The following is an 18,066-nucleotide window of genomic DNA, read 5'->3' as shown; positions in this document are numbered from 1 at the left end:
CCTATTCACGCACCACCGGCTCTCAGAACCCGTACACCACGTTCACCGTCGTCAGGCGGTCGGTGCGCTGGCGGTCGTCGGTCACTTCGGTGTTGTGGCGAACCTCGAAGCCAGCCTTCAGGGCGAGGGCATCGGTCATCTTCACCTGCACGCCGAGCTCGTTGCGGGCGAAGGTGTTGTCGCTGCCCGATTCGATCAACAGGGTGTCGTAGAGGCGGGTGTTGTCGTTGAGCTGAAGGCTGAAGTCCATGAAGCCGCGGACGATCGCCTCGTTGTTGTGCACGCGCACGTCCTGCGCCTTGGCCCAGCGGTAACCGGGGCCGATCTCGAACACCAGCTTGGTGCGCTCGTCCATGAAGGCTTCGAAGCCGTAGCCGCCGGCCACCGTGGTCTGATACTCGTTGGTGCTGAAATGGTCGCGCTCGTTGCGCGCCGAGCCGAACACGTAGTGCCGCTCGCCGAGTTGGTAGCCGGTCGAGCCGAACAGCTCGTAGCGGCGCGCGTTCTCGACCTCGTCGGCGGTGCCGTACAGGAACGACGCATTCACCGCATGCTTCCAGAGTTCGGTCTCGCGGGCGAGCGCGAGCTTGCCGACGATCGTTTCGCTGTCGGTGTTGCCTTTGGAGATGGCCACGCCGAGCTCGCCGGTACCGGTCCAGCCATCGGCGGCCAGGGCGAGCGTGGGGGCCAGCGCGAGCGCGCAGGCGAGGGCGGTGAGGGCAGGGAAAGAACGCATGGGTGGGGGACTCCGGTCATCGTGGACATCACGCGAAACAGGCCGCGCAACAAAAAGCCGGCGAAGGCCGGCTGCGGCTATTCTGCGATGTGAAGACCGGCCTTTGAAGGCCCGCGCGATTCTCCAGCTATGCCCCGTTGGGGTGCAGCGCCTAGAATCCCCGTTCCGCATTCATGAGGATGGCCAATGCGTCCACGCATCGTCGCCGGCAACTGGAAGCTGCATGGCAGCCGTGAATTCGCCAATGCGCTGGTATCGCGGATCGCCGCGACGCCGGCGCCCGGTGTCGAGGTGGTGGTCCTGCCGCCGCTGCCTTATCTGGGCGACCTGGCCGAAGCCTTCGCGGGTGCCCAGGGCCTTGCCTTCGGTGCCCAGGATGTCAGCAGCAACCAAGAGGGCGCCTATACCGGCGAGGTGTCGGCCACGATGCTCGTCGATGTCGGCGCGCGCTTCGGGCTGGTCGGCCATTCCGAGCGTCGGCAATACCACCACGAGAGCAGCGAGCATGTGGCGCGCAAGTTCCTGGCAGCGGTCAATGCCGGGCTGCGGCCGATCCTGTGCGTTGGCGAGTCGCTGCAGCACCGCGACGCCGGCCTCACCGAGGACGCCATTGCCGCCCAGTTGCGCCCGGTGCTCGACCTGGTCAGCGCGGCCGCCTTCGCCGACGCGGTCGTCGCCTATGAGCCGGTCTGGGCGATCGGCACCGGCCGGACCGCGTCTCCGGACCAGGCCCAGGCCGTCCACGCCTTCATCCGTAGCGAAATCGCGGCACGGGATGCTAAGATCGCCGATTCGTTGCCGATCCTGTATGGCGGCAGCGTCAAGCCCGCCAACGCGGCCGAGCTGTTCGCGCAGCCGGATGTCGACGGCGGGCTGATCGGCGGAGCCTCGCTGTCGGCCGCCGATTTCCTGGCCATCGTCGCTGCAGCCGCGCGCTGAGCGGCCCCTCGTACCACACGTTCTGCGAGCGCCCACGCAATGCTGTTCGTCTTCAACCTCCTGTTCGTCATCATCGCGATCGCGATGATCATCCTGGTTCTGATGCAGCGCGGCGCCGGTGCGTCGGCCGGTTCGGGCTTCGGCGGCGGCGCCTCGGCCACGGTCTTCGGCGCGCGCGGCTCGTCGAACTTCCTGTCCAAGGCCACCAAGTGGCTGGCGATCTCGTTCTTCTCGATCACCCTGTTCATGGCCTGGTACGCGATGCATCGCGCCAACCCCAATGCGCTGGACATGGATCTGGGCGTGATGGGGGCGCAGCAGCAGGCACCCGCCGTGCCGGCAGTGCCGCAGGGCGACGCCGCCGTGCCCGCAGCACCGGCAGCCTCGGGCGCGGTCCTGCAGACGCCGGCCGATGCCGCGACTGTGCCGTCGGCACCGGCGCAGGAACCTGCGCCGCAGGCTCCCCAGACGGAATAATTCGCGCTACAATGCGCGGCTACCGAGTGCTGCGGTAACGCGCTCGGGCGGTTTCAGGTTTGCCCAGGTGGCGGAATTGGTAGACGCACTACCTTGAGGTGGTAGCGGCTTAGGTCGTGGGGGTTCGAGTCCCCCCTTGGGCACCAGAAAATACGGACGTCGGCACACGGTGCCGCGCCGACGAAGAGCCCCCGCGGAAGCGGGGGTTTTTCGTTTCAAGCGTGCGGTTCGGTGCGGTTGAGACGCGTTCTTGCCGCATGCGTCCGGTCGGCGCCTGGGCGCCTCCTTGCAGGCCGCGAAATCGCGTGTCCGCCCGGGGTAATCGTTTACTCGTCAGTTCTGAAAACGGTACAATTAGGGGGATCGGTGGAGGCGTCGCCAAGGCGGCGGTCCCCGATATGCGTGAGGCGCCCAGGCGCCTCGTGAGTGCGACGTCACGACGTCGAGCCAAGGCCGCGAACCTGCGGCTGTAGCCGAGAGAACAATCCAGTGCTGGCCGAATATCTGCCGACCCTGCTGTTCCTGATCGTTGCCACGGGGATCGGCATCGCCTTGCTGGTCGTTGGCAACCTGCTCGGGCCCAAGCGCCCGTCGCTGGAGAAGCTGTCGCCCTACGAGTGCGGATTCGAGGCATTCGAGGACGCGCGCATGCAGTTCGATGTGCGCTACTACCTGATCGCGATCCAGTTCATCGTCTTCGACCTGGAAATCATCTTCATCGTGCCCTGGGCGACCGTGTTCCGCGAACTCGGCATGCTCGGCCTGATCGAGATGGGCATCTTCGCCGGCATGCTGCTGCTCGGCTTCATCTACGTGTGGAAGAAGGGAGCGCTGGAATGGGAGTGAGCCAGACCGTTGCGCGCCTGATGAACAACCCGCTGCCGGAAGGCCGGGTCGACGACATCCTGCGCCCCGAAGGCGAAAACCCGCTGCTCGAGCGCGGTTTCGTCACGACCAGTTCCGACGCGCTGCTCAACTGGGCGCGGACCGGCTCGATGTGGCCGATGACCTTCGGCCTGGCCTGCTGCGCGGTGGAAATGATGCACGCCGGCGCGGCGCGTCTGGACCTGGACCGCTATGGCGTGGTGTTCCGTCCCAGCCCGCGCCAGTCCGACGTGATGATCGTCGCCGGCACCCTGGTCAACAAGATGGCCCCGGCGCTGCGCAAGGTCTATGACCAGATGCCCGATCCGAAGTGGGTCATCTCGATGGGCAGCTGCGCCAATGGCGGCGGTTACTACCACTATTCGTATTCCGTGGTGCGCGGCTGCGACCGCATCGTGCCCGTCGATGTCTACGTGCCGGGCTGTCCGCCGACGGCCGAGGCGCTGGTCTACGGCATCCTGCAGCTGCAGAAGAAGATCCGCCGCGCCACCAATTTCGGCGACGAGAAGACGGGGCTGCGCGATGCGTGACCAACCTGTTCGGGAAACGGCGAGCGCATTCGCCGCGCGCCTGCGCACCCGCTTTGCGGACGCCGAGGTGGGCGTCGCGCTGCCGCGCGGTGAGGTGACGATCACCACCGCCGGCGACTGGCTCGACACTTGCCGCGCGTTGCGCGACGAGTTCGGCTTCGAGTCGCTGATCGATCTGTGTGGCGTCGACTACCTGGGCTACGGCAGCGACGAGTGGGACACCGAAGTGTCCTCCGAGGGCTTCAGCCGCGGCGTCGAAGGCCGTGGTCCGGGTCGCTTCCGCTTCGGTGAAGCCCCGAGCCGCCAGGTCGGCCAGCCCGATGCGACCGCCGAGATCCCGGTGCCGCAGCGCCGCTTCGTCGTGGTCGCGCAGCTGTTGTCGATCCGTCACAACCGCCGCCTGACGGTGCGCTGCTTTGCGCCCAGCGACGATCTGCCGGTCGTGTCCTCGCTGACCGGGCTGTGGCCGGTCGCCGACTGGTTCGAGCGTGAGGCGTTCGATCTGTTTGGCGTGATCTTCGAAGGCCATCCCGACCTGCGCCGGATCCTCACCGATTACGGCTTCGTCGGCCATCCGTTCCGCAAGGATTTCCCGTTGATCGGCAACGTCGAAGTGCGTTACGACGCCGAACGCAAACGCGTGGTCTACGAGCCGGTGACCTCGGTCGAGCCGCGCGTCGGCGTGCCGCGCGTGATCCGCGACGATGCCCGCTATGCGACCGCCAGCGGTGAGCAGATGGCCCGCCGCGCGGAGGACGCCAAATGAGTGCCGTGCCGACTACTTCCCTGCACCAGGCGAACACCACGCCGAGCGCGGATGTCCTCAAGCAGGAGATCCGCAACTACACGTTCAATTTCGGTCCGCAGCATCCGGCCGCGCATGGCGTGCTGCGCCTGATCCTGGAAATGGACGGCGAGACGGTGATGCGCGCCGATCCGCATATCGGCCTGCTGCATCGCGGGACCGAGAAGCTGGCCGAGTCCAAGCCGTTCAACCAGTCGATCGGCTACATGGACCGTCTCGACTACGTGTCGATGATGTGCAACGAGCACGCCTACGTGCGCGCCATCGAGACGCTGATGGGCGTCGAGGCGCCCGAGCGCGCGCAGTGGATCCGCACGCTGTTCGACGAGGTCACGCGGATCCTCAACCACCTGATGTGGATCGGCTCCAACGCGCTCGACCTGGGCGCGATGGCAGTGATGCTCTATGCGTTCCGCGAGCGCGAAGAGCTGATGGACGTCTACGAGGCGGTCTCGGGCGCGCGCATGCATGCCGCCTACTACCGGCCTGGCGGTGTCTACCGCGACCTGCCCGAGCGCATGCCGCAGTACAAGGAATCGCGCTGGCGCAAGGGCGAGAAGCTCAAGCGCTTCAATGCCTGGCGCGAGGGCTCGATGCTCGACTACCTGGAGGCGTTCGCCAAGGACTTCCCCAGCCGCGTCGACGAGTACGAGACCCTGCTCACCGACAACCGCATCTGGAAGCAGCGCACGGTCGGCATCGGCGTCATCCCGCCCGAGCAGGCGATGGCCTGGGGCATGACCGGCCCGATGCTGCGCGGTTCGGGTATCGAATGGGATCTGCGCAAGACCCAGCCGTATGCGCGCTATGCCGATGTCGATTTCGATATCGCGGTCGGCGTCAACGGCGACTGCTACGACCGGTACCTGGTCCGCGTCTTCGAGATGCGCCAGTCGGCACGGATCATCGCCCAGTGCGTGGCGTGGCTGAAGGCCAACCCCGGCCCGGTCATGCTCGACAACTACAAGGTGTCGCCCCCCTCCCGCGCGGAGATGAAGGACGACATGGAAGCGCTGATCCACCACTTCAAGCTGTTCACCGAGGGCTATTGCGTGCCCGCGGGCGAGACCTACAGTGCGGTCGAGGCGCCCAAGGGCGAGTTCGGTTGCTACCTGGTCTCCGACGGCGCGAACAAGCCGTTCCGCGTGCATCTGCGCGCGCCCGGCTTTGCGCATCTCTCGTCGATGGACGCGATCACCAAGGGCCACATGCTCTCGGACGTCGTCGCGATGATCGGCACCTACGACATCGTGTTCGGAGAAGTCGACCGATGAAGGCGACCGGAAATTTCGAGAACGCCCGCAACGTCGACCCGATGGTCGTGCTCAGCGAGGACACCCGCGCGCACATCGACCACTGGTTGACCAAGTTCCCGCCTGACCGCAAGCGTTCGGCGGTGCTGCAGGGCCTGTTCGCTGCGCAGGAGCAGAACGGCGGTTATCTCACCGACGAGCTCATCGCCGGCGTGGCCAAGTACCTGGACCTGCCGCCGGTGTGGGCGTACGAGGTCGCGACGTTCTACTCGATGTTCGAAACCGAGAAGGTCGGCCGCAACAACGTCGCCTTCTGCACCAACATCAGCTGCTGGCTCAACGGCGCCGAGGATCTGGTCGCGCACGCCGAGAAGAAACTCGGCTGCAAGCTGGGCGAGTCCACGGCCGACGGCCGCGTCTTTCTCAAGCGCGAGGAAGAATGCGTCGCCGCGTGCTGCGGCGCGCCGGTCGTGGTCATCAACGGTCACTACCACGAGAAGCTCTCGCCCGAGAAGGTCGACGAGCTGCTCGATGGTCTGAAGTAGGGCAACGCGCGGACATGGCACATCTCCATCCCAAGTCTTCCGAAGGCTACGGGCCCGTCGGGCCTGCGCCCAAGGAACACCAGGCGGTTTACACCACGCTGCATTTCGACAAGCCGTGGAGCTACGAGAACTACCTCAAGACGGGTGGTTACAGCGCGCTGCGCAAGATCCTCGAAGAGAAGATCCCGCCGGCCGACGTCATCGAGATGGTCAAGCAGTCGGGCCTGCGCGGTCGTGGCGGCGCGGGCTTCCCGACCGGTCTGAAGTGGAGCTTCATGCCCAAGGGCGAGATGCAGAAGTACATCCTCTGCAACTCCGACGAGTCGGAGCCCGGCACCGCCAAGGACCGTGACATCCTGCGCTACAACCCGCATGCGGTCATCGAGGGCATGGCGATCGCCTGCTACGCGACCGGGTCGAGCGTGGCCTACAACTACCTGCGCGGCGAGTTCCATCACGAGCCGTTCGAGCATCTGGAAGAAGCCACCGCCGAGGCCTATGCCAACGGCTGGCTGGGCAAGAACGTGCTCGGCTCGGGCATCGACATCGACATCTACAACGCGCTGGGCGCGGGCGCCTACATCTGCGGCGAGGAAACCGCGCTGATGGAGTCGCTCGAAGGCAAGAAGGGCCAGCCGCGCTTCAAGCCGCCGTTCCCGGCGAACTTCGGCCTGTACGGCAAGCCGACCACGATCAACAACACCGAGACCTACGCCTCGGTGCCGGCGATCGTGCGCAACGGCCCGGAGTGGTTCCTGAATCTGGGCAAGCCCAACAATGGCGGCTGCAAGATCTTCTCGGTCTCCGGCCACGTCGCGCGTCCGGGCAACCATGAGATCCGCCTGGGCACGCCGTTCTCCGAACTGCTCGATCTGTGCGGCGGCATGCGCAACGGGCACCGCATCAAGGCGGTGATCCCGGGCGGTTCGTCGATGCCGGTGCTGCCGGGCGAGACGATGATGGGCCTGACGATGGACTATGACGCGATCCAGAAGGCCGGCTCCGGCCTGGGGTCGGGCGCGGTCATCGTGATGGACGAGACCACCTGCATGGTGCGCGCGTGCCAGCGCATCGCCCGTTTCTATTTCAAGGAGTCCTGCGGCCAGTGCACGCCCTGCCGCGAGGGCACCGGCTGGATGTACCGCATGCTCACCCGTATCGCCGAACACAAGGCGACCGTCGACGACCTGCAGATGCTGCGGGCGGCTGCCGGCCAGATCGAGGGACACACCATCTGCGCGTTCGGCGAGGCCGCCGCGTGGCCGGTGCAGGGCTTCCTGCGCCACTTCTGGGACGAGTTCGAGTACGCGATCGTCAACCGGCGTTTCCTGGTCGACGATCAGCGCAACGGCACCGTGGTGTCGAAGGCGGTGGCCGCATGAGCGCGCAACCTGTGAATCCGAACCTGCCGCCCGACCACGTCACCGTCTTCATCGACGGCGTCGAGTTGGCCGCGCCCAAGGGCTCGATGATCATCCAGGCCGCCGACAAGGCCGGTATCGCGATCCCGCGCTTCTGCTACCACGACAAGCTGGCGATCGCGGCGAACTGCCGCATGTGCCTGGTCGAAGTCGAGAAGATGCCCAAACCCGCGCCGGCCTGCGCCACGCCGGTGATGGATGGCATGAAGGTCGTCACGCGCAGCGAGAAGGCGCTCAAGTCGCAGCGCAACGTGATGGAATTCCTGCTGATCAACCATCCGCTCGATTGCCCGATCTGCGATCAGGGCGGCGAGTGCGAGCTGCAGGACCTGTCGCTGGGCTACGGCCGCTCGGTCAGCCGCTTTGCCGAGCGCAAGCGCGTGGTGCCCGACGAGGACCTCGGTCCGCTGGTCGCCACCGAAATGACGCGCTGCATCCAGTGCACGCGCTGCATCCGCTTCACCGCCGAGATCGCAGGGACCTACGAACTGGGTGGCATGCAGCGCGGCGAGAACCTGCAGATCGGCACCTACGACGGCAAGCCGTTGACGACCGAACTGTCGGGCAACGTCATCGATGTGTGTCCGGTCGGCGCGCTGACCAACAAGGTCTTCCGCTTCCGCGCGCGGCCGTGGGAGCTGATCGCGCGCGAGTCGCTCGGCGGCCATGACGCGCTGGGCAGCAATCTGTTCCTGCACCTGCGCCGCGGCGAAGTGATGCGCGCGGTCCCGCGCGACAACGAGGCGGTCAACGAGTGCTGGCTGTCGGACCGCGACCGCTATTCGCATCAGGGCCTGGCGGCCGAGGACCGCGCGCTGCATCCGCAGATCAAGGACGGCGGTCAGTGGCGCGAGGCGACCTGGGACGAGGCGCTCACGCGCGCGGCCCGGATCCTGCGCGACAACCCGGCCGACGAACTCGGCGTGCTGGTGCACCCGGCCACGTCGAACGAGGAGGGCGCGCTGCTGGCACGTCTGGCCGACGCCCTGGGCTCGGGCAACCTCGACCATCGTATCGCCCAGCGTGACCTGTCCGATGGCGCCGTCGCGCAAGCCTTCGCGATGCCCGTCGCCGAGCTCGACAAGGCCGATGCGGTGCTGATCGTCGGGTCCAACCTGCGCCATGAAGTGCCGCTGCTGCACCACCGCGTGCGCCAGGCGTGGAAGCGCGGCGCGAAGGTCTACGTCGTCAATCCGGTCGATTTCGAGTTCACCTTCGACATCGCCGACAAGGCCATCGTGGCGCCGTCGCGCATCGCCGAGACGCTGCAGGTCGCCGAGCTGGCCGACGCGCTGCGCGATGCCAAGCATGCCGCGATCATCGTCGGTGCGCAGGCGGAAACCAGCGCGCATGCCGCCGACATCCGCAAGGCCGCGGCCGCGCTGGCGCAGTCGACCGGGGCCGCGCTGTGCCGGGTCCCGCAGGGTGCGAATGCGGTCGGCCTGACGCATGCCGGCGTGCTTCCGACCACGCGCGATGCCAACGCGATGCTCGCGCAGCGTCGTGGCGCCTATGTGATCTACGGCATCGAGCCGGGCCTGGACTTCGCCGATCCGGCGCAGGCGATGCAGGCACTGGGCGCGGCCCAGGTCGTGGCGTTCAGCCAGTTCGCCTGCGAATCCACGCGCAGCGTCGCCGATGTGATCCTGCCGATCGGCGCGCTCGCCGAGATCGATGCCACGCTGACCAACCTCGACGGACGCGCGCAGCATGCGACCGCAGCCGGCAAGCTGCCGGGCGATGCCCGGGCGGGCTGGCGGGTGCTGCGTGCGCTCGGTGGCGAGCTGGCGGTGCCTGGCTTCGAGTTCACCGATCTGGGCGGCCTGCGTGCGGGTCTGCAGCCGCGGACCGTGACGGTCGCGGCCTCTGCGGCCTCTGCGGCCCCGGCGGTCGACGGCGACGGGCTCGAACTGGCGGTGACCCAGGCGATCTACCGGGTCGATGCGCTGACCCGTCGCGCCGCGGCGCTGCAGTCCCATCCGCTGACCCTGGGCCCGCGCATCGCGCTGCATCCCGATGACGCCTCGGCGCACGGCGTGGCCGATGGCGGCATGGCCAAGGTCAGCAACGCGGTGGGCACCGGCACGCTGCAGGTCGTCGTCGACGACCGCGTCGCCCCCGGCGCGGCATGGGTCGAATCGGGCTACGGCGCCACTGCGGCGCTGGTGGCCGGCAAGGTCAAGGTGGTGGCGGCATGAGCATGCCTACAGCAAGCCTTTTGCAAGGCGGCGTTTCGCAAGCCGGCGTGACGAACACCGCATCGTTGCTCGGCGATCTCACCGCGCCGCTGCACGACGCGCTGCTGTCGCTGGGCGGCCTCGGCGTGGTGTTGTGGATCGTGCTCAAGATCCTCGTGATCGCGATGCCGGTGATCATCGCCGTGGCGTTCTACGTGGTCTGGGAGCGCAAGCTGATCGGCTGGATGCACGTGCGCCATGGACCGATGTATGTCGGCATGGGCATCTTCCAGGCCTTCGCCGACGTCTTCAAACTGCTGTTCAAGGAAGTCATCCAGCCGACCAACGCGCAGCGCGTGCTGTACGTGCTGGCGCCGCTGATCACCCTCGCGCCGGCATTCGCGGCCTGGGCGGTGGTGCCGTTCGACGCGCAGTTGGTGCTGTCGAACGCGAACGCGGGCCTGCTGTACCTGCTGGCGATGACCAGCCTGGGCATCTACGGGATCATCCTGGCTGGCTGGGCGTCGAACTCCAAGTACGCGTTCCTGGGTGCGATGCGCGCCTCGGCGCAGATGATCAGCTACGAGATCGCGATGGGCTTCGCCCTGGTCGGCGTGATGGTCGGTGCCGGCAGCCTGAATCTCAGCGAGATCGTCATGGCGCAGTCCGGCGGCAAGGGGCTGTTCGACTGGTTCTGGTTGCCGATGCTGCCGCTGTTCGTGATCTATTTCGTGTCCGGTGTGGCCGAAACGAACCGCTCGCCGTTCGACGTCGTCGAAGGCGAGTCGGAGATCGTCGCCGGTCACATGGTCGAGTACTCGGGGTCGGCGTTCGCGCTGTTCTTCCTGGCCGAGTACGCGAACATGATCCTGATCAGCTTCCTGACCTCGACGTTCTTCCTCGGTGGCTGGCTGTCGCCGTTCCAGGGCTGGTTCGATGGCGTGCCGGTGCTCGAGTGGCTGGCGGTCGACGGCTGGTGGTGGCTGTTTGCGAAGGTGTTCTTCTTCGCCAGCTGTTTCATCTGGTTCCGTGCGTCGTTCCCGCGCTACCGCTATGACCAGATCATGCGGCTGGGCTGGAAGGTGTTCATCCCGATCAGCATCGGCTGGATCGTGGTCACCGCGTTGATGGCGTACTTCGGCGTATTCGAGGCAGGGCAGTGATGGGCAAGTTCGTTGCATGGTTCAGGAGCCTGCTGCTGCTCGAGTTGCTCGGCGGCATGGCACTGACGTTCCGATATCTGTTCCGGGACAAGTACACGCTGATGTACCCGATGGAGAAGGCGCCGCAGTCGCCGCGCTTCCGCGGGCTGCATGCGCTGCGCCGCTATCCCAACGGCGAGGAGCGCTGCATCGCGTGCAAGCTGTGCGAGGCGGTGTGCCCGGCACTGGCGATCACGATCGATTCGGAGCAGCGCGCCGACGGCACCCGCCGCACCACGCGCTACGACATCGACCTGTTCAAGTGCATCTACTGCGGGTTCTGCGAGGAATCGTGCCCGGTGGATTCGATCGTCGAGACGCATATCCACGAGTACCACTTCGAGAACCGCGGCGAGAACATCGTGACCAAGCCGCAGCTGCTGGCCATTGGTGACCGTCTCGAATCCGAGATCGCCGAACGCCGCGCCGCCGACTCTGCGTACAGGTAAGCCATGGACCTCGCCCTGATCTTCTTCCTCGTCTTCGCCGCGACGACCGTGATGTCCGCGGTTGCGGTGATCAGTGCCCGCAACCCGGTGCACGCGGCGCTGTTCCTGGTGCTGACGTTCTTCTCCACCGCCTGCACCTGGCTGCTGGTCGGCGCCGAGTTCCTCGGCATCGCCCTGGTGCTGGTCTACGTCGGCGCGGTGATGGTGCTGTTCCTGTTCGTGGTGATGATGCTCGACATCGATGTCGCGCCGCTGCGGGAAGGCTACGTGCGCTACCTGCCGGTCGGCTTGATCGTGGCGGTGGTGATGCTGCTCGAGATCCTCGCCTTGATCGGCGTGCGCAGTCGCATGACGCCGTTCGCGGTCGATGCGGTCGACGCGGCCGGGGTCTCGAACACGGTGTGGCTGGCCCGCCGGCTGTTCACCGACTTCCTGCTGCCGTTCGAGGTCGCCGCGGTGATCCTCACCGTCGCGGTGATCGCCGCGGTGACGCTGACGCTCCGCCGCCGTCCTGGCGCCAAGCACCAGAACCCGGGTGAGCAGGCGCGGGTGCGGGCCAAGGACCGCATGCGCGTGGTGAAGATGGACGCAGTGCGTCCGGTGGTCGAGGCCCCGGCCGATGCCGGCGACCTGCCGACCGAGGGAGAAGCGAAATGACCGAGCTGTTCGGAACCGGCCTGTCGCTGGGCCATTACCTGTCGCTGGGCGCGGTGCTGTTCTGCATCTCGGTGGCGGGCATCTTCCTCAACCGGAAGAACGTGATCATCCTGCTGATGTCGATCGAGCTGATGCTGCTCGCGGTCAACGTCAACTTCGTCGCGTTCTCGCGCGAGTACGGCGATGCCGCAGGTCAGATCTTCGTGTTCTTCATCCTGACCGTGGCCGCGGCCGAGGCCGCGATCGGCCTGGCGATCCTGGTCACGCTGTTCCGCAACCGGCGCACGATCAACGTCGCCGAACTCGACACGCTGAAGGGCTGAGCCGGGCATGGAGTACACCATTTCAAAGGGCATCCTGGTCGCGATCGTCCTGGCCCCGCTGCTGGGCTCGATCATTGCCGGCCTGTTCGGACGCCAGGTCGGGCGCGCCGGTGCGCATGTGGCGACGATCGCCGGCGTTGCGGTCAGCTGCGCACTGTCGATCTACACGCTGTGGCAGCTGCTGCAGGGCGCCGCGCCGTTCAACGAGAACGTCTACACGTTCTTCGAGGTCGGCAACTACTCGGCGCACGTCGGCTTCCTGGTCGATAACCTGACGGCGATGATGATGGTGGTGGTGACCTTCGTGTCGCTGCTCGTGCACCTGTACACCATCGGTTACATGGCCGAAGACCCGGGCTACCAGCGGTTCTTCAGCTACATCTCGCTGTTCACCTTCTCGATGCTGATGCTGGTGATGGGCAACAACTTCCTGCAGCTGTTCTTCGGCTGGGAAGCGGTGGGCCTGGTGTCGTATCTGCTGATCGGCTTCTGGTTCAAGAAGCCCAGCGCGGTGTTCGCCAACATGAAGGCGTTCCTGGTCAACCGCGTGGGCGACTTCGGCTTCCTGCTCGGCATCGCCGGTGTGCTGTACTGGTTCGGCAGCCTCGACTACGCGACCGTGTTCGCGGCCGCCGACACCACGATCGGCGGCGGCCAGACGGTCGAGATCATCAGCGGCTTCGAGTGGTCGGTGGCGACGCTGGTCTGCATCTGCCTGTTCATCGGCGCGATGGGCAAGTCTGCCCAGGTCCCGCTGCACGTGTGGCTGCCCGACTCGATGGAAGGTCCGACCCCGATTTCGGCGCTGATCCACGCCGCGACGATGGTCACCGCCGGCATCTTCATGGTGGCGCGCATGTCGCCGCTGTTCGAGCTGTCGGAGACCGCGCTGCAGTTCATCCTGTTCATCGGTGCGACCACGGCGTTCTTCACCGGCCTGATCGGCATCGTGCAGAACGACATCAAGCGGGTCGTCGCGTACTCCACGCTGTCGCAGCTGGGTTACATGACGGTCGCACTGGGCGTGTCGGCGTACTCGGCCGCCGTGTTCCACCTGATGACGCACGCGTTCTTCAAGGCGCTGCTGTTCCTGGCCGCCGGCTCGGTGATCATCGGCATGCACCACGAGCAGGACATGCGCAAGATGGGCGGCCTGCGCAAGTACATGCCGATCACGTTCTGGACCAGCGTCATCGGTACGCTGGCCCTGGTGGGCACGCCGTTCTTCAGCGGCTTCTACTCCAAGGACACGATCATCGAGGCGGCCAAGCACGCTGGCGACGGCGGCTGGGTGTACCAGTACGCGTACTGGTCGGTGCTGCTGGGCGCGTTCGTGACCTCGTTCTACAGCTTCCGCCTGCTGTACATGACGTACTTCGGCAAGGAGCGCTTCCGCGAGGCGCACGCCTCCGACGCGCATGCTGCACACGATGCGCACGGCCAGGAAACGCACCACGAGCCGCTGGACGATGACGGGCACGGCCACGCGGTCGCCCACGCGCACGACGACCATGGTCACCACGGTCATGGCGCGCATGAACCGCACGAGTCGCCGTGGGTGGTCACGCTGCCGCTGATCCTGCTGGCGATCCCGTCGATCCTGATCGGCTACTTCACCGCCGGGCCGATGCTCTTCGGCACCGACTGGAGCGGCCACCATGCGCGCAACGGGTTCTTCGACGGCGTGATCCACGTGCTCGCGTCCAACGACGTGCTGGCGACGCTGAAGGAAGAGCTCTGGCACGGCCCGGTCGGGTTCGCGCTGCATGGCTTCGTTGCCCCGGCGTTCTGGCTGGTCGTGGCCGGCTTCGTGCTCGCCACGGTGATGTACTGGTGGAAGCCCGAGCTGCCGGCCAAGGCCGCGCGCGTGTTCGCGCTGCCGATCCGGGTGCTCGAGCGCAAGTACTTCGCCGACGACCTGTGGATCGGTGGCTTCGCCGGTGGCGGCGTCGCGCTGGGCAAGCTCTCGCGCGTGTTCGACACCAAGGTCATCGACGGCCTGTTCGTGAACGGCTCGGCGCGCGTCGTCGACCTGGTCTCGGGCCTCGTCCGCCGGCTGCAGTCCGGCGCTCTCTACCACTACGCATTCGCGATGATTGTCGGCCTGATCGTGCTCCTGGCCGTCCTCATCAAGTACTGGCGCTGACGGAAATACCCACGTGTCGAACTGGCCTCTTCTCAGTCTATTGATCTGGCTGCCGATCCTCGGCGGCGCCTGCGTGCTCGCATTGGGCGATCGCCGCGCCGATGCCGTGCGCTGGGTGTCGCTCGCGGTCGCCGTGGCGGTGTTCGTGCTCAGCCTGCCGCTGTTCACCGGCTTCGATTACGCGAATGCGGGGATGCAGTTCCTCGAGCGCCGCGAGTGGATCCCGTCGCTGGGCATCGAGTACCACCTGGGCGCGGACGGCATCTCGGTGGCGCTGATCATCCTGACCACGCTGACCACCGCGCTGGTGCTGATCGGCGCGTGGACCTCGGTGAGCAAGCGCGTGCACCAGTACTACGCCGCGATGCTGATCCTCGAGGGCATGATGATCGGCGTGTTCTGCGCCGTGGACGCGATGCTGTTCTACGTGTTCTTCGAGGCGATGCTGATCCCGATGTTCATCATCATCGGCGTGTGGGGCGGTCCGCGGCGCGTCTACGCCTCGGTCAAGTTCTTCCTCTACACGTTCCTCGGCTCGGTGTTCATGCTGGTCGGGTTGATCTACCTGTACCTGCAGGCCGGCAGCTGGCAGTTGCCCGACCTGTACGCGGTGCGGCTGTCGGCGACCGAGCAGACCTGGCTGTTCTTCGCGTTCCTCGCCGCGTTCGCGGTCAAGGTGCCGATGTTCCCGGTGCACACCTGGCTGCCCGATGCGCACGTCGAGGCGCCGACCGGCGGCTCGGTGATCCTGGCGGCGATCATGCTCAAGATCGGCGGCTACGGCTTCCTGCGCTTCAACCTGCCGATCACCCCGGACGCCGGCCACGAGTGGGCGTGGCTGGTGATCGCGCTGTCGCTGATCGCGGTGGTCTACGTCGGCCTGGTGGCGCTGGTCCAGCAGGACATGAAGAAGCTGGTCGCGTACTCGTCGGTCTCGCACATGGGCTTCGTGACCCTGGGCGTGTTCATCGCGTTTGCGCTGGTGCGCGACGTCGACGCCGGCGATGCGGCCCGCCTGGGCTTGCAGGGCGCGATGGTGCAGATGGTCTCGCACGGCTTCGTGTCGGGTGCGATGTTCTCGTGCATCGGCATCCTGTACGACCGCATGCACACGCGCATGATCAAGGACTACGGCGGCGTGGCCAATGTGATGCCCTGGTTCGCGGCCTTCTACGTGCTGTTCGCGATGGCCAACTCCGGCCTGCCGGGCACGTCGGGTTTCGTCGGCGAGTTCATGGTGATCCTGGCCGCGTTCCAGAACCACCCGCTGATCGGCTTCTTCGCCGCGATGACGCTGATCATCGGCGCCGCGTACACCCTGTGGCTGGTCAAGCGCGTGCTCTACGGCGAGGTCGCCAATGCGCACGTCGCCGCGCTCAAGGACATCAACGGCCGCGAGGCGCTGGTGCTGGGCGTGTTCGCCGCGGGCACGCTGCTGATCGGTGTCTACCCCAAGCCGCTGACCGACCTGATGGAGCCGTCCATCGCGCAACTGGCGAACGTGATCGCCGCCAGCAAGCTGTGAGTCCATATTCAATGAGAGCCGTGCCGCGATGATTTCCGCTCCGATGACGCCCCCCGTCCGCACGTTGGCCGAGCTCGGCCCGATCGTGCCTGAGCTCGTCGTGATCCTGGGCGCGTTCGCGCTGCTGATGCTCGACCTGTTCCTCGACCCGCGCCGCCGCATCGTCACCCATGCGCTGGCGGTGGCCACGATGCTCGGCGCCGCCGCGCTGATCGCCGCCGGTATCGGCGGCCACGGCACGATCCTGGCCGACATGTTTGTGCGCGACGCCGGCGCGGACGTGCTGAAGGTCGCCGGTCTGATCGTTGGCGCGATCGCGCTGGGCTACGCATGGCCGTACCTGCGCGAGCGGGGCCTGTACCAGGGCGAGATCCCGGTGCTGTTCCTGTTCACCAGCGCCGGCATGATGCTGCTGGTCTCGGCCAACAACATGACGATGGTCTACGTCGGCCTGGAACTGCTGGCGCTGTGCTCGTATGCGCTGGTGGCCTGCGACCGCGACAACCCGCTGTCGTCGGAAGCGGCGATGAAGTACTTCGTCCTCGGCGCGCTGGCCTCGGGCATGTTGCTGTTCGGCATGTCGCTGATCTACGGCGCGACCGGTACGCTGTCGCTGCCCGGTATCGACCAGGCGGTCGGTGGGCTGGTGGGCGAGGGGCGCGTGCTGCTGCTGACCGGCATGGTGTTCGTGCTGGTGGGCATCGCGTTCAAGTTCGGTGCCGCGCCGTTCCACATGTGGCTGCCCGACACCTACCACGGCGCGCCGACCCCGATCGTCGCGTTCATCAGCTCGGTGCCCAAGCTGGCCGCGTTCGGCATGGCCTGGCGCCTGCTCGACACCGCGCTGGGCCAGGTGCACGACCAGTCGCAGCTGCTGCTGGCGCTGCTCGCGGCGCTGTCGCTGGCGGTCGGCAACCTGTTCGCGATCGCGCAGACCAACCTCAAGCGCATGCTCGCCTACTCGACGATCTCGCATGTCGGCTTCCTGTTCCTCGGCCTGGCCGGCGGCGGCGAGACCGGACATGCGGCGGCGATGTTCTACGCGATCAGCTACGCGATCATGTCGGTGGCCTCGTTCGGCGCGATCGTCATGCTCTCGCGCGCCGGCTTCGAGGCCGAGCGGATCGAGGACTACAAGGGTCTGAACCAGCGCAGCCCGTGGATGGCCGGCCTGGTGCTGTGCATCATGGCCTCGCTGGCCGGCGTGCCGCCGTTCCTCGGCTTCTGGGCCAAGCTGGTGGTGCTGCAGGGCGCGCTGGAAGGCGACCTGCTGTGGCTGGCGATCGTCGGCATCGTGTTCGCGGTCATCGGCGCGTTCTACTACCTGCGCGTGATCAAGGTCATGTACTTCGACGCGCCCAACGCCGCGCCGGTCGCGCAGCGCCCGGGCCAATTGCTGCGCATCGTGTTCGCGGTCAATGCGCTGGCGCTGCTCGGGCTGGGCCTGTTCTGGAGCCCGCTGATGGCCTGGTGCCAGCAGGCGTTCGCCTGACCGCAAAGGCCGCGTCCGCGGACCATCGATGTCTTCAATACCGGCCGGGTCTTCGACCCGGCCGGTGTCGTTTGCGGGATCCGTTCGATATCGATACGGCCGAGCGCCGGCATTGGGCACGCGCGCATGAGGATGTGACCTCGGTCATGGGTCGAGCACGGCGCTGGCGTATTCATTTGCATGGCGCCGCGCGGGCGTGTTACCCCGGAACCCGCCCGTCGACGACGGCGGGCCGGTGCGGCGCGCGGCTCGCCGGATCGTCCGGTCACCGCCGGGCTGCACCGGGACGTCACCCAACCAGCAAGGAGACGATCATGGACAAGGTCAAGGCAAGCAAGGATCAGGGGACCCGTCGCAACACGGCCGGCGATGCGAGGTCCAACCTCGATCGGCTGATCGGGCAGATGCAGAAGCAGACGCCGAAGGGCACCGCCCTCGACACCGCCGGGATCGCCCCGCAGGCGACCTGCTCGCGCACGATCTACTGCGTCTGAGCGCAGTGCC

18 protein-coding genes and 1 tRNA gene are annotated in these 18,066 nt (G+C 66.6%); 18 read left to right on the top strand and 1 reads right to left on the bottom strand.

Going from position 1 to position 18,066, the window contains the following annotated elements:
* Window positions 1-22 precede the first annotated feature (22 nt).
* Complete coding sequence (locus FHW73_RS09850; RefSeq protein ID WP_183426510.1) at window positions 23-736, bottom strand: DUF481 domain-containing protein; 714 nt, start codon at window positions 734-736, stop codon at window positions 23-25.
* Window positions 737-922: 186 nt separating this feature from the next.
* On the opposite strand from FHW73_RS09850, the gene tpiA reads away from it, so the two are divergent.
* The 18 genes from tpiA to FHW73_RS09760 all read left to right on the top strand — a co-directional run bounded on the left by tpiA (window position 923) and on the right by FHW73_RS09760 (window position 18,056).
* Entirely contained in the window at window positions 923-1,675 is a 753-nt protein-coding gene (gene tpiA / locus FHW73_RS09845; protein WP_183426509.1) for a triose-phosphate isomerase, read from the top strand.
* Window positions 1,676-1,714: 39 nt separating this feature from the next.
* A complete protein-coding gene (gene secG, locus FHW73_RS09840; RefSeq protein ID WP_183426508.1) occupies window positions 1,715-2,152 on the top strand; it encodes a preprotein translocase subunit SecG in 438 nt (145 codons plus the stop codon).
* A gap of 61 nt (window positions 2,153-2,213) precedes the next feature.
* A tRNA-Leu gene (locus FHW73_RS09835) sits at window positions 2,214-2,298 on the top strand.
* A gap of 343 nt (window positions 2,299-2,641) precedes the next feature.
* Complete coding sequence (locus FHW73_RS09830; protein WP_183426507.1) at window positions 2,642-2,998, top strand: NADH-quinone oxidoreductase subunit A; 357 nt, start codon at window positions 2,642-2,644, stop codon at window positions 2,996-2,998.
* Window positions 2,989-3,567: an NADH-quinone oxidoreductase subunit B gene (locus FHW73_RS09825; protein ID WP_183426506.1), complete on the top strand. Its 579-nt coding sequence runs from the start codon at window positions 2,989-2,991 to the stop codon at window positions 3,565-3,567. Before FHW73_RS09830 ends, FHW73_RS09825 begins: the two co-directional genes overlap by 10 nt.
* Window positions 3,560-4,333, top strand: a complete 774-nt coding sequence (locus tag FHW73_RS09820; RefSeq protein WP_183426505.1) for an NADH-quinone oxidoreductase subunit C — start codon at window positions 3,560-3,562, stop codon at window positions 4,331-4,333. The genes FHW73_RS09825 and FHW73_RS09820 overlap by 8 nt, the downstream gene beginning before the upstream one ends.
* The gene (locus FHW73_RS09815; RefSeq protein WP_183426504.1) at window positions 4,330-5,646 is read left to right on the top strand and encodes an NADH-quinone oxidoreductase subunit D; all 1,317 of its coding nucleotides are present in this window, start codon (window positions 4,330-4,332) and stop codon (window positions 5,644-5,646) included. The genes FHW73_RS09820 and FHW73_RS09815 overlap by 4 nt, the downstream gene beginning before the upstream one ends.
* The gene (nuoE, locus tag FHW73_RS09810; RefSeq protein WP_183426503.1) at window positions 5,643-6,170 is read left to right on the top strand and encodes an NADH-quinone oxidoreductase subunit NuoE; all 528 of its coding nucleotides are present in this window, start codon (window positions 5,643-5,645) and stop codon (window positions 6,168-6,170) included. Before FHW73_RS09815 ends, nuoE begins: the two co-directional genes overlap by 4 nt.
* Before the next feature lie 14 nt (window positions 6,171-6,184).
* Complete coding sequence (gene nuoF / locus FHW73_RS09805; RefSeq protein ID WP_183426502.1) at window positions 6,185-7,552, top strand: NADH-quinone oxidoreductase subunit NuoF; 1,368 nt, start codon at window positions 6,185-6,187, stop codon at window positions 7,550-7,552.
* Complete coding sequence (gene nuoG / locus FHW73_RS09800; protein WP_183426501.1) at window positions 7,549-9,789, top strand: NADH-quinone oxidoreductase subunit NuoG; 2,241 nt, start codon at window positions 7,549-7,551, stop codon at window positions 9,787-9,789. Before nuoF ends, nuoG begins: the two co-directional genes overlap by 4 nt.
* A gap of 65 nt (window positions 9,790-9,854) precedes the next feature.
* Window positions 9,855-10,931, top strand: a complete 1,077-nt coding sequence (gene nuoH, locus FHW73_RS09795) for an NADH-quinone oxidoreductase subunit NuoH (protein WP_255492907.1) — start codon at window positions 9,855-9,857, stop codon at window positions 10,929-10,931.
* Complete coding sequence (gene nuoI / locus FHW73_RS09790) at window positions 10,931-11,419, top strand: NADH-quinone oxidoreductase subunit NuoI (protein WP_183426500.1); 489 nt, start codon at window positions 10,931-10,933, stop codon at window positions 11,417-11,419. The genes nuoH and nuoI overlap by 1 nt, the downstream gene beginning before the upstream one ends.
* A 3-nt stretch (window positions 11,420-11,422) precedes the next feature.
* Window positions 11,423-12,076, top strand: coding sequence for an NADH-quinone oxidoreductase subunit J (locus FHW73_RS09785; protein ID WP_183426499.1), 654 nt, complete (start codon window positions 11,423-11,425; stop codon window positions 12,074-12,076).
* A complete protein-coding gene (nuoK, locus tag FHW73_RS09780; protein ID WP_183426498.1) occupies window positions 12,073-12,399 on the top strand; it encodes an NADH-quinone oxidoreductase subunit NuoK in 327 nt (108 codons plus the stop codon). Before FHW73_RS09785 ends, nuoK begins: the two co-directional genes overlap by 4 nt.
* Window positions 12,400-12,406: 7 nt before the next feature.
* Complete coding sequence (gene nuoL / locus FHW73_RS09775) at window positions 12,407-14,545, top strand: NADH-quinone oxidoreductase subunit L (RefSeq protein ID WP_183426497.1); 2,139 nt, start codon at window positions 12,407-12,409, stop codon at window positions 14,543-14,545.
* A gap of 13 nt (window positions 14,546-14,558) precedes the next feature.
* On the top strand, window positions 14,559-16,070 hold the full coding sequence (locus tag FHW73_RS09770; RefSeq protein ID WP_183426496.1) for an NADH-quinone oxidoreductase subunit M: 1,512 nt from the start codon (window positions 14,559-14,561) through the stop codon (window positions 16,068-16,070).
* A 28-nt stretch (window positions 16,071-16,098) separates the two neighbouring features.
* Entirely contained in the window at window positions 16,099-17,562 is a 1,464-nt protein-coding gene (gene nuoN, locus FHW73_RS09765; RefSeq protein WP_183426495.1) for an NADH-quinone oxidoreductase subunit NuoN, read from the top strand.
* Between the two features lie 314 nt (window positions 17,563-17,876).
* Window positions 17,877-18,056 (top strand): hypothetical protein, encoded by a 180-nt coding sequence (locus tag FHW73_RS09760; RefSeq protein ID WP_183426494.1) that lies wholly within the window; start codon window positions 17,877-17,879, stop codon window positions 18,054-18,056.
* Window positions 18,057-18,066 lie beyond the last annotated feature (10 nt).

The organism is Luteimonas sp. RC10, from assembly GCF_014192745.1.
Taxonomy (GTDB): domain Bacteria; phylum Pseudomonadota; class Gammaproteobacteria; order Xanthomonadales; family Xanthomonadaceae; genus Luteimonas.
Note: the sequence above shows the minus strand (reverse complement) of the source record. Positions and strands in the feature narration are given on the sequence as shown.

What these genes read in the sequence shown, in the direction of transcription:
- FHW73_RS09850 (WP_183426510.1), bottom strand. Translation starts at nt 736, where the DNA reads ATGCGTTCTTTCCCTGCCCTCACCGCCCTCGCCTGCGCGCTCGCGCTG.
- tpiA (WP_183426509.1), top strand. Translation starts at nt 923, where the DNA reads ATGCGTCCACGCATCGTCGCCGGCAACTGGAAGCTGCATGGCAGCCGT.
- secG (WP_183426508.1), top strand. Translation starts at nt 1,715, where the DNA reads ATGCTGTTCGTCTTCAACCTCCTGTTCGTCATCATCGCGATCGCGATG.
- FHW73_RS09825 (WP_183426506.1), top strand. Translation starts at nt 2,989, where the DNA reads ATGGGAGTGAGCCAGACCGTTGCGCGCCTGATGAACAACCCGCTGCCG.
- FHW73_RS09820 (WP_183426505.1), top strand. Translation starts at nt 3,560, where the DNA reads ATGCGTGACCAACCTGTTCGGGAAACGGCGAGCGCATTCGCCGCGCGC.
- FHW73_RS09815 (WP_183426504.1), top strand. Translation starts at nt 4,330, where the DNA reads ATGAGTGCCGTGCCGACTACTTCCCTGCACCAGGCGAACACCACGCCG.
- nuoE (WP_183426503.1), top strand. Translation starts at nt 5,643, where the DNA reads ATGAAGGCGACCGGAAATTTCGAGAACGCCCGCAACGTCGACCCGATG.
- nuoF (WP_183426502.1), top strand. Translation starts at nt 6,185, where the DNA reads ATGGCACATCTCCATCCCAAGTCTTCCGAAGGCTACGGGCCCGTCGGG.
- nuoG (WP_183426501.1), top strand. Translation starts at nt 7,549, where the DNA reads ATGAGCGCGCAACCTGTGAATCCGAACCTGCCGCCCGACCACGTCACC.
- nuoI (WP_183426500.1), top strand. Translation starts at nt 10,931, where the DNA reads ATGGGCAAGTTCGTTGCATGGTTCAGGAGCCTGCTGCTGCTCGAGTTG.
- FHW73_RS09785 (WP_183426499.1), top strand. Translation starts at nt 11,423, where the DNA reads ATGGACCTCGCCCTGATCTTCTTCCTCGTCTTCGCCGCGACGACCGTG.
- nuoK (WP_183426498.1), top strand. Translation starts at nt 12,073, where the DNA reads ATGACCGAGCTGTTCGGAACCGGCCTGTCGCTGGGCCATTACCTGTCG.
- nuoL (WP_183426497.1), top strand. Translation starts at nt 12,407, where the DNA reads ATGGAGTACACCATTTCAAAGGGCATCCTGGTCGCGATCGTCCTGGCC.
- nuoN (WP_183426495.1), top strand. Translation starts at nt 16,099, where the DNA reads ATGATTTCCGCTCCGATGACGCCCCCCGTCCGCACGTTGGCCGAGCTC.
- FHW73_RS09760 (WP_183426494.1), top strand. Translation starts at nt 17,877, where the DNA reads ATGGACAAGGTCAAGGCAAGCAAGGATCAGGGGACCCGTCGCAACACG.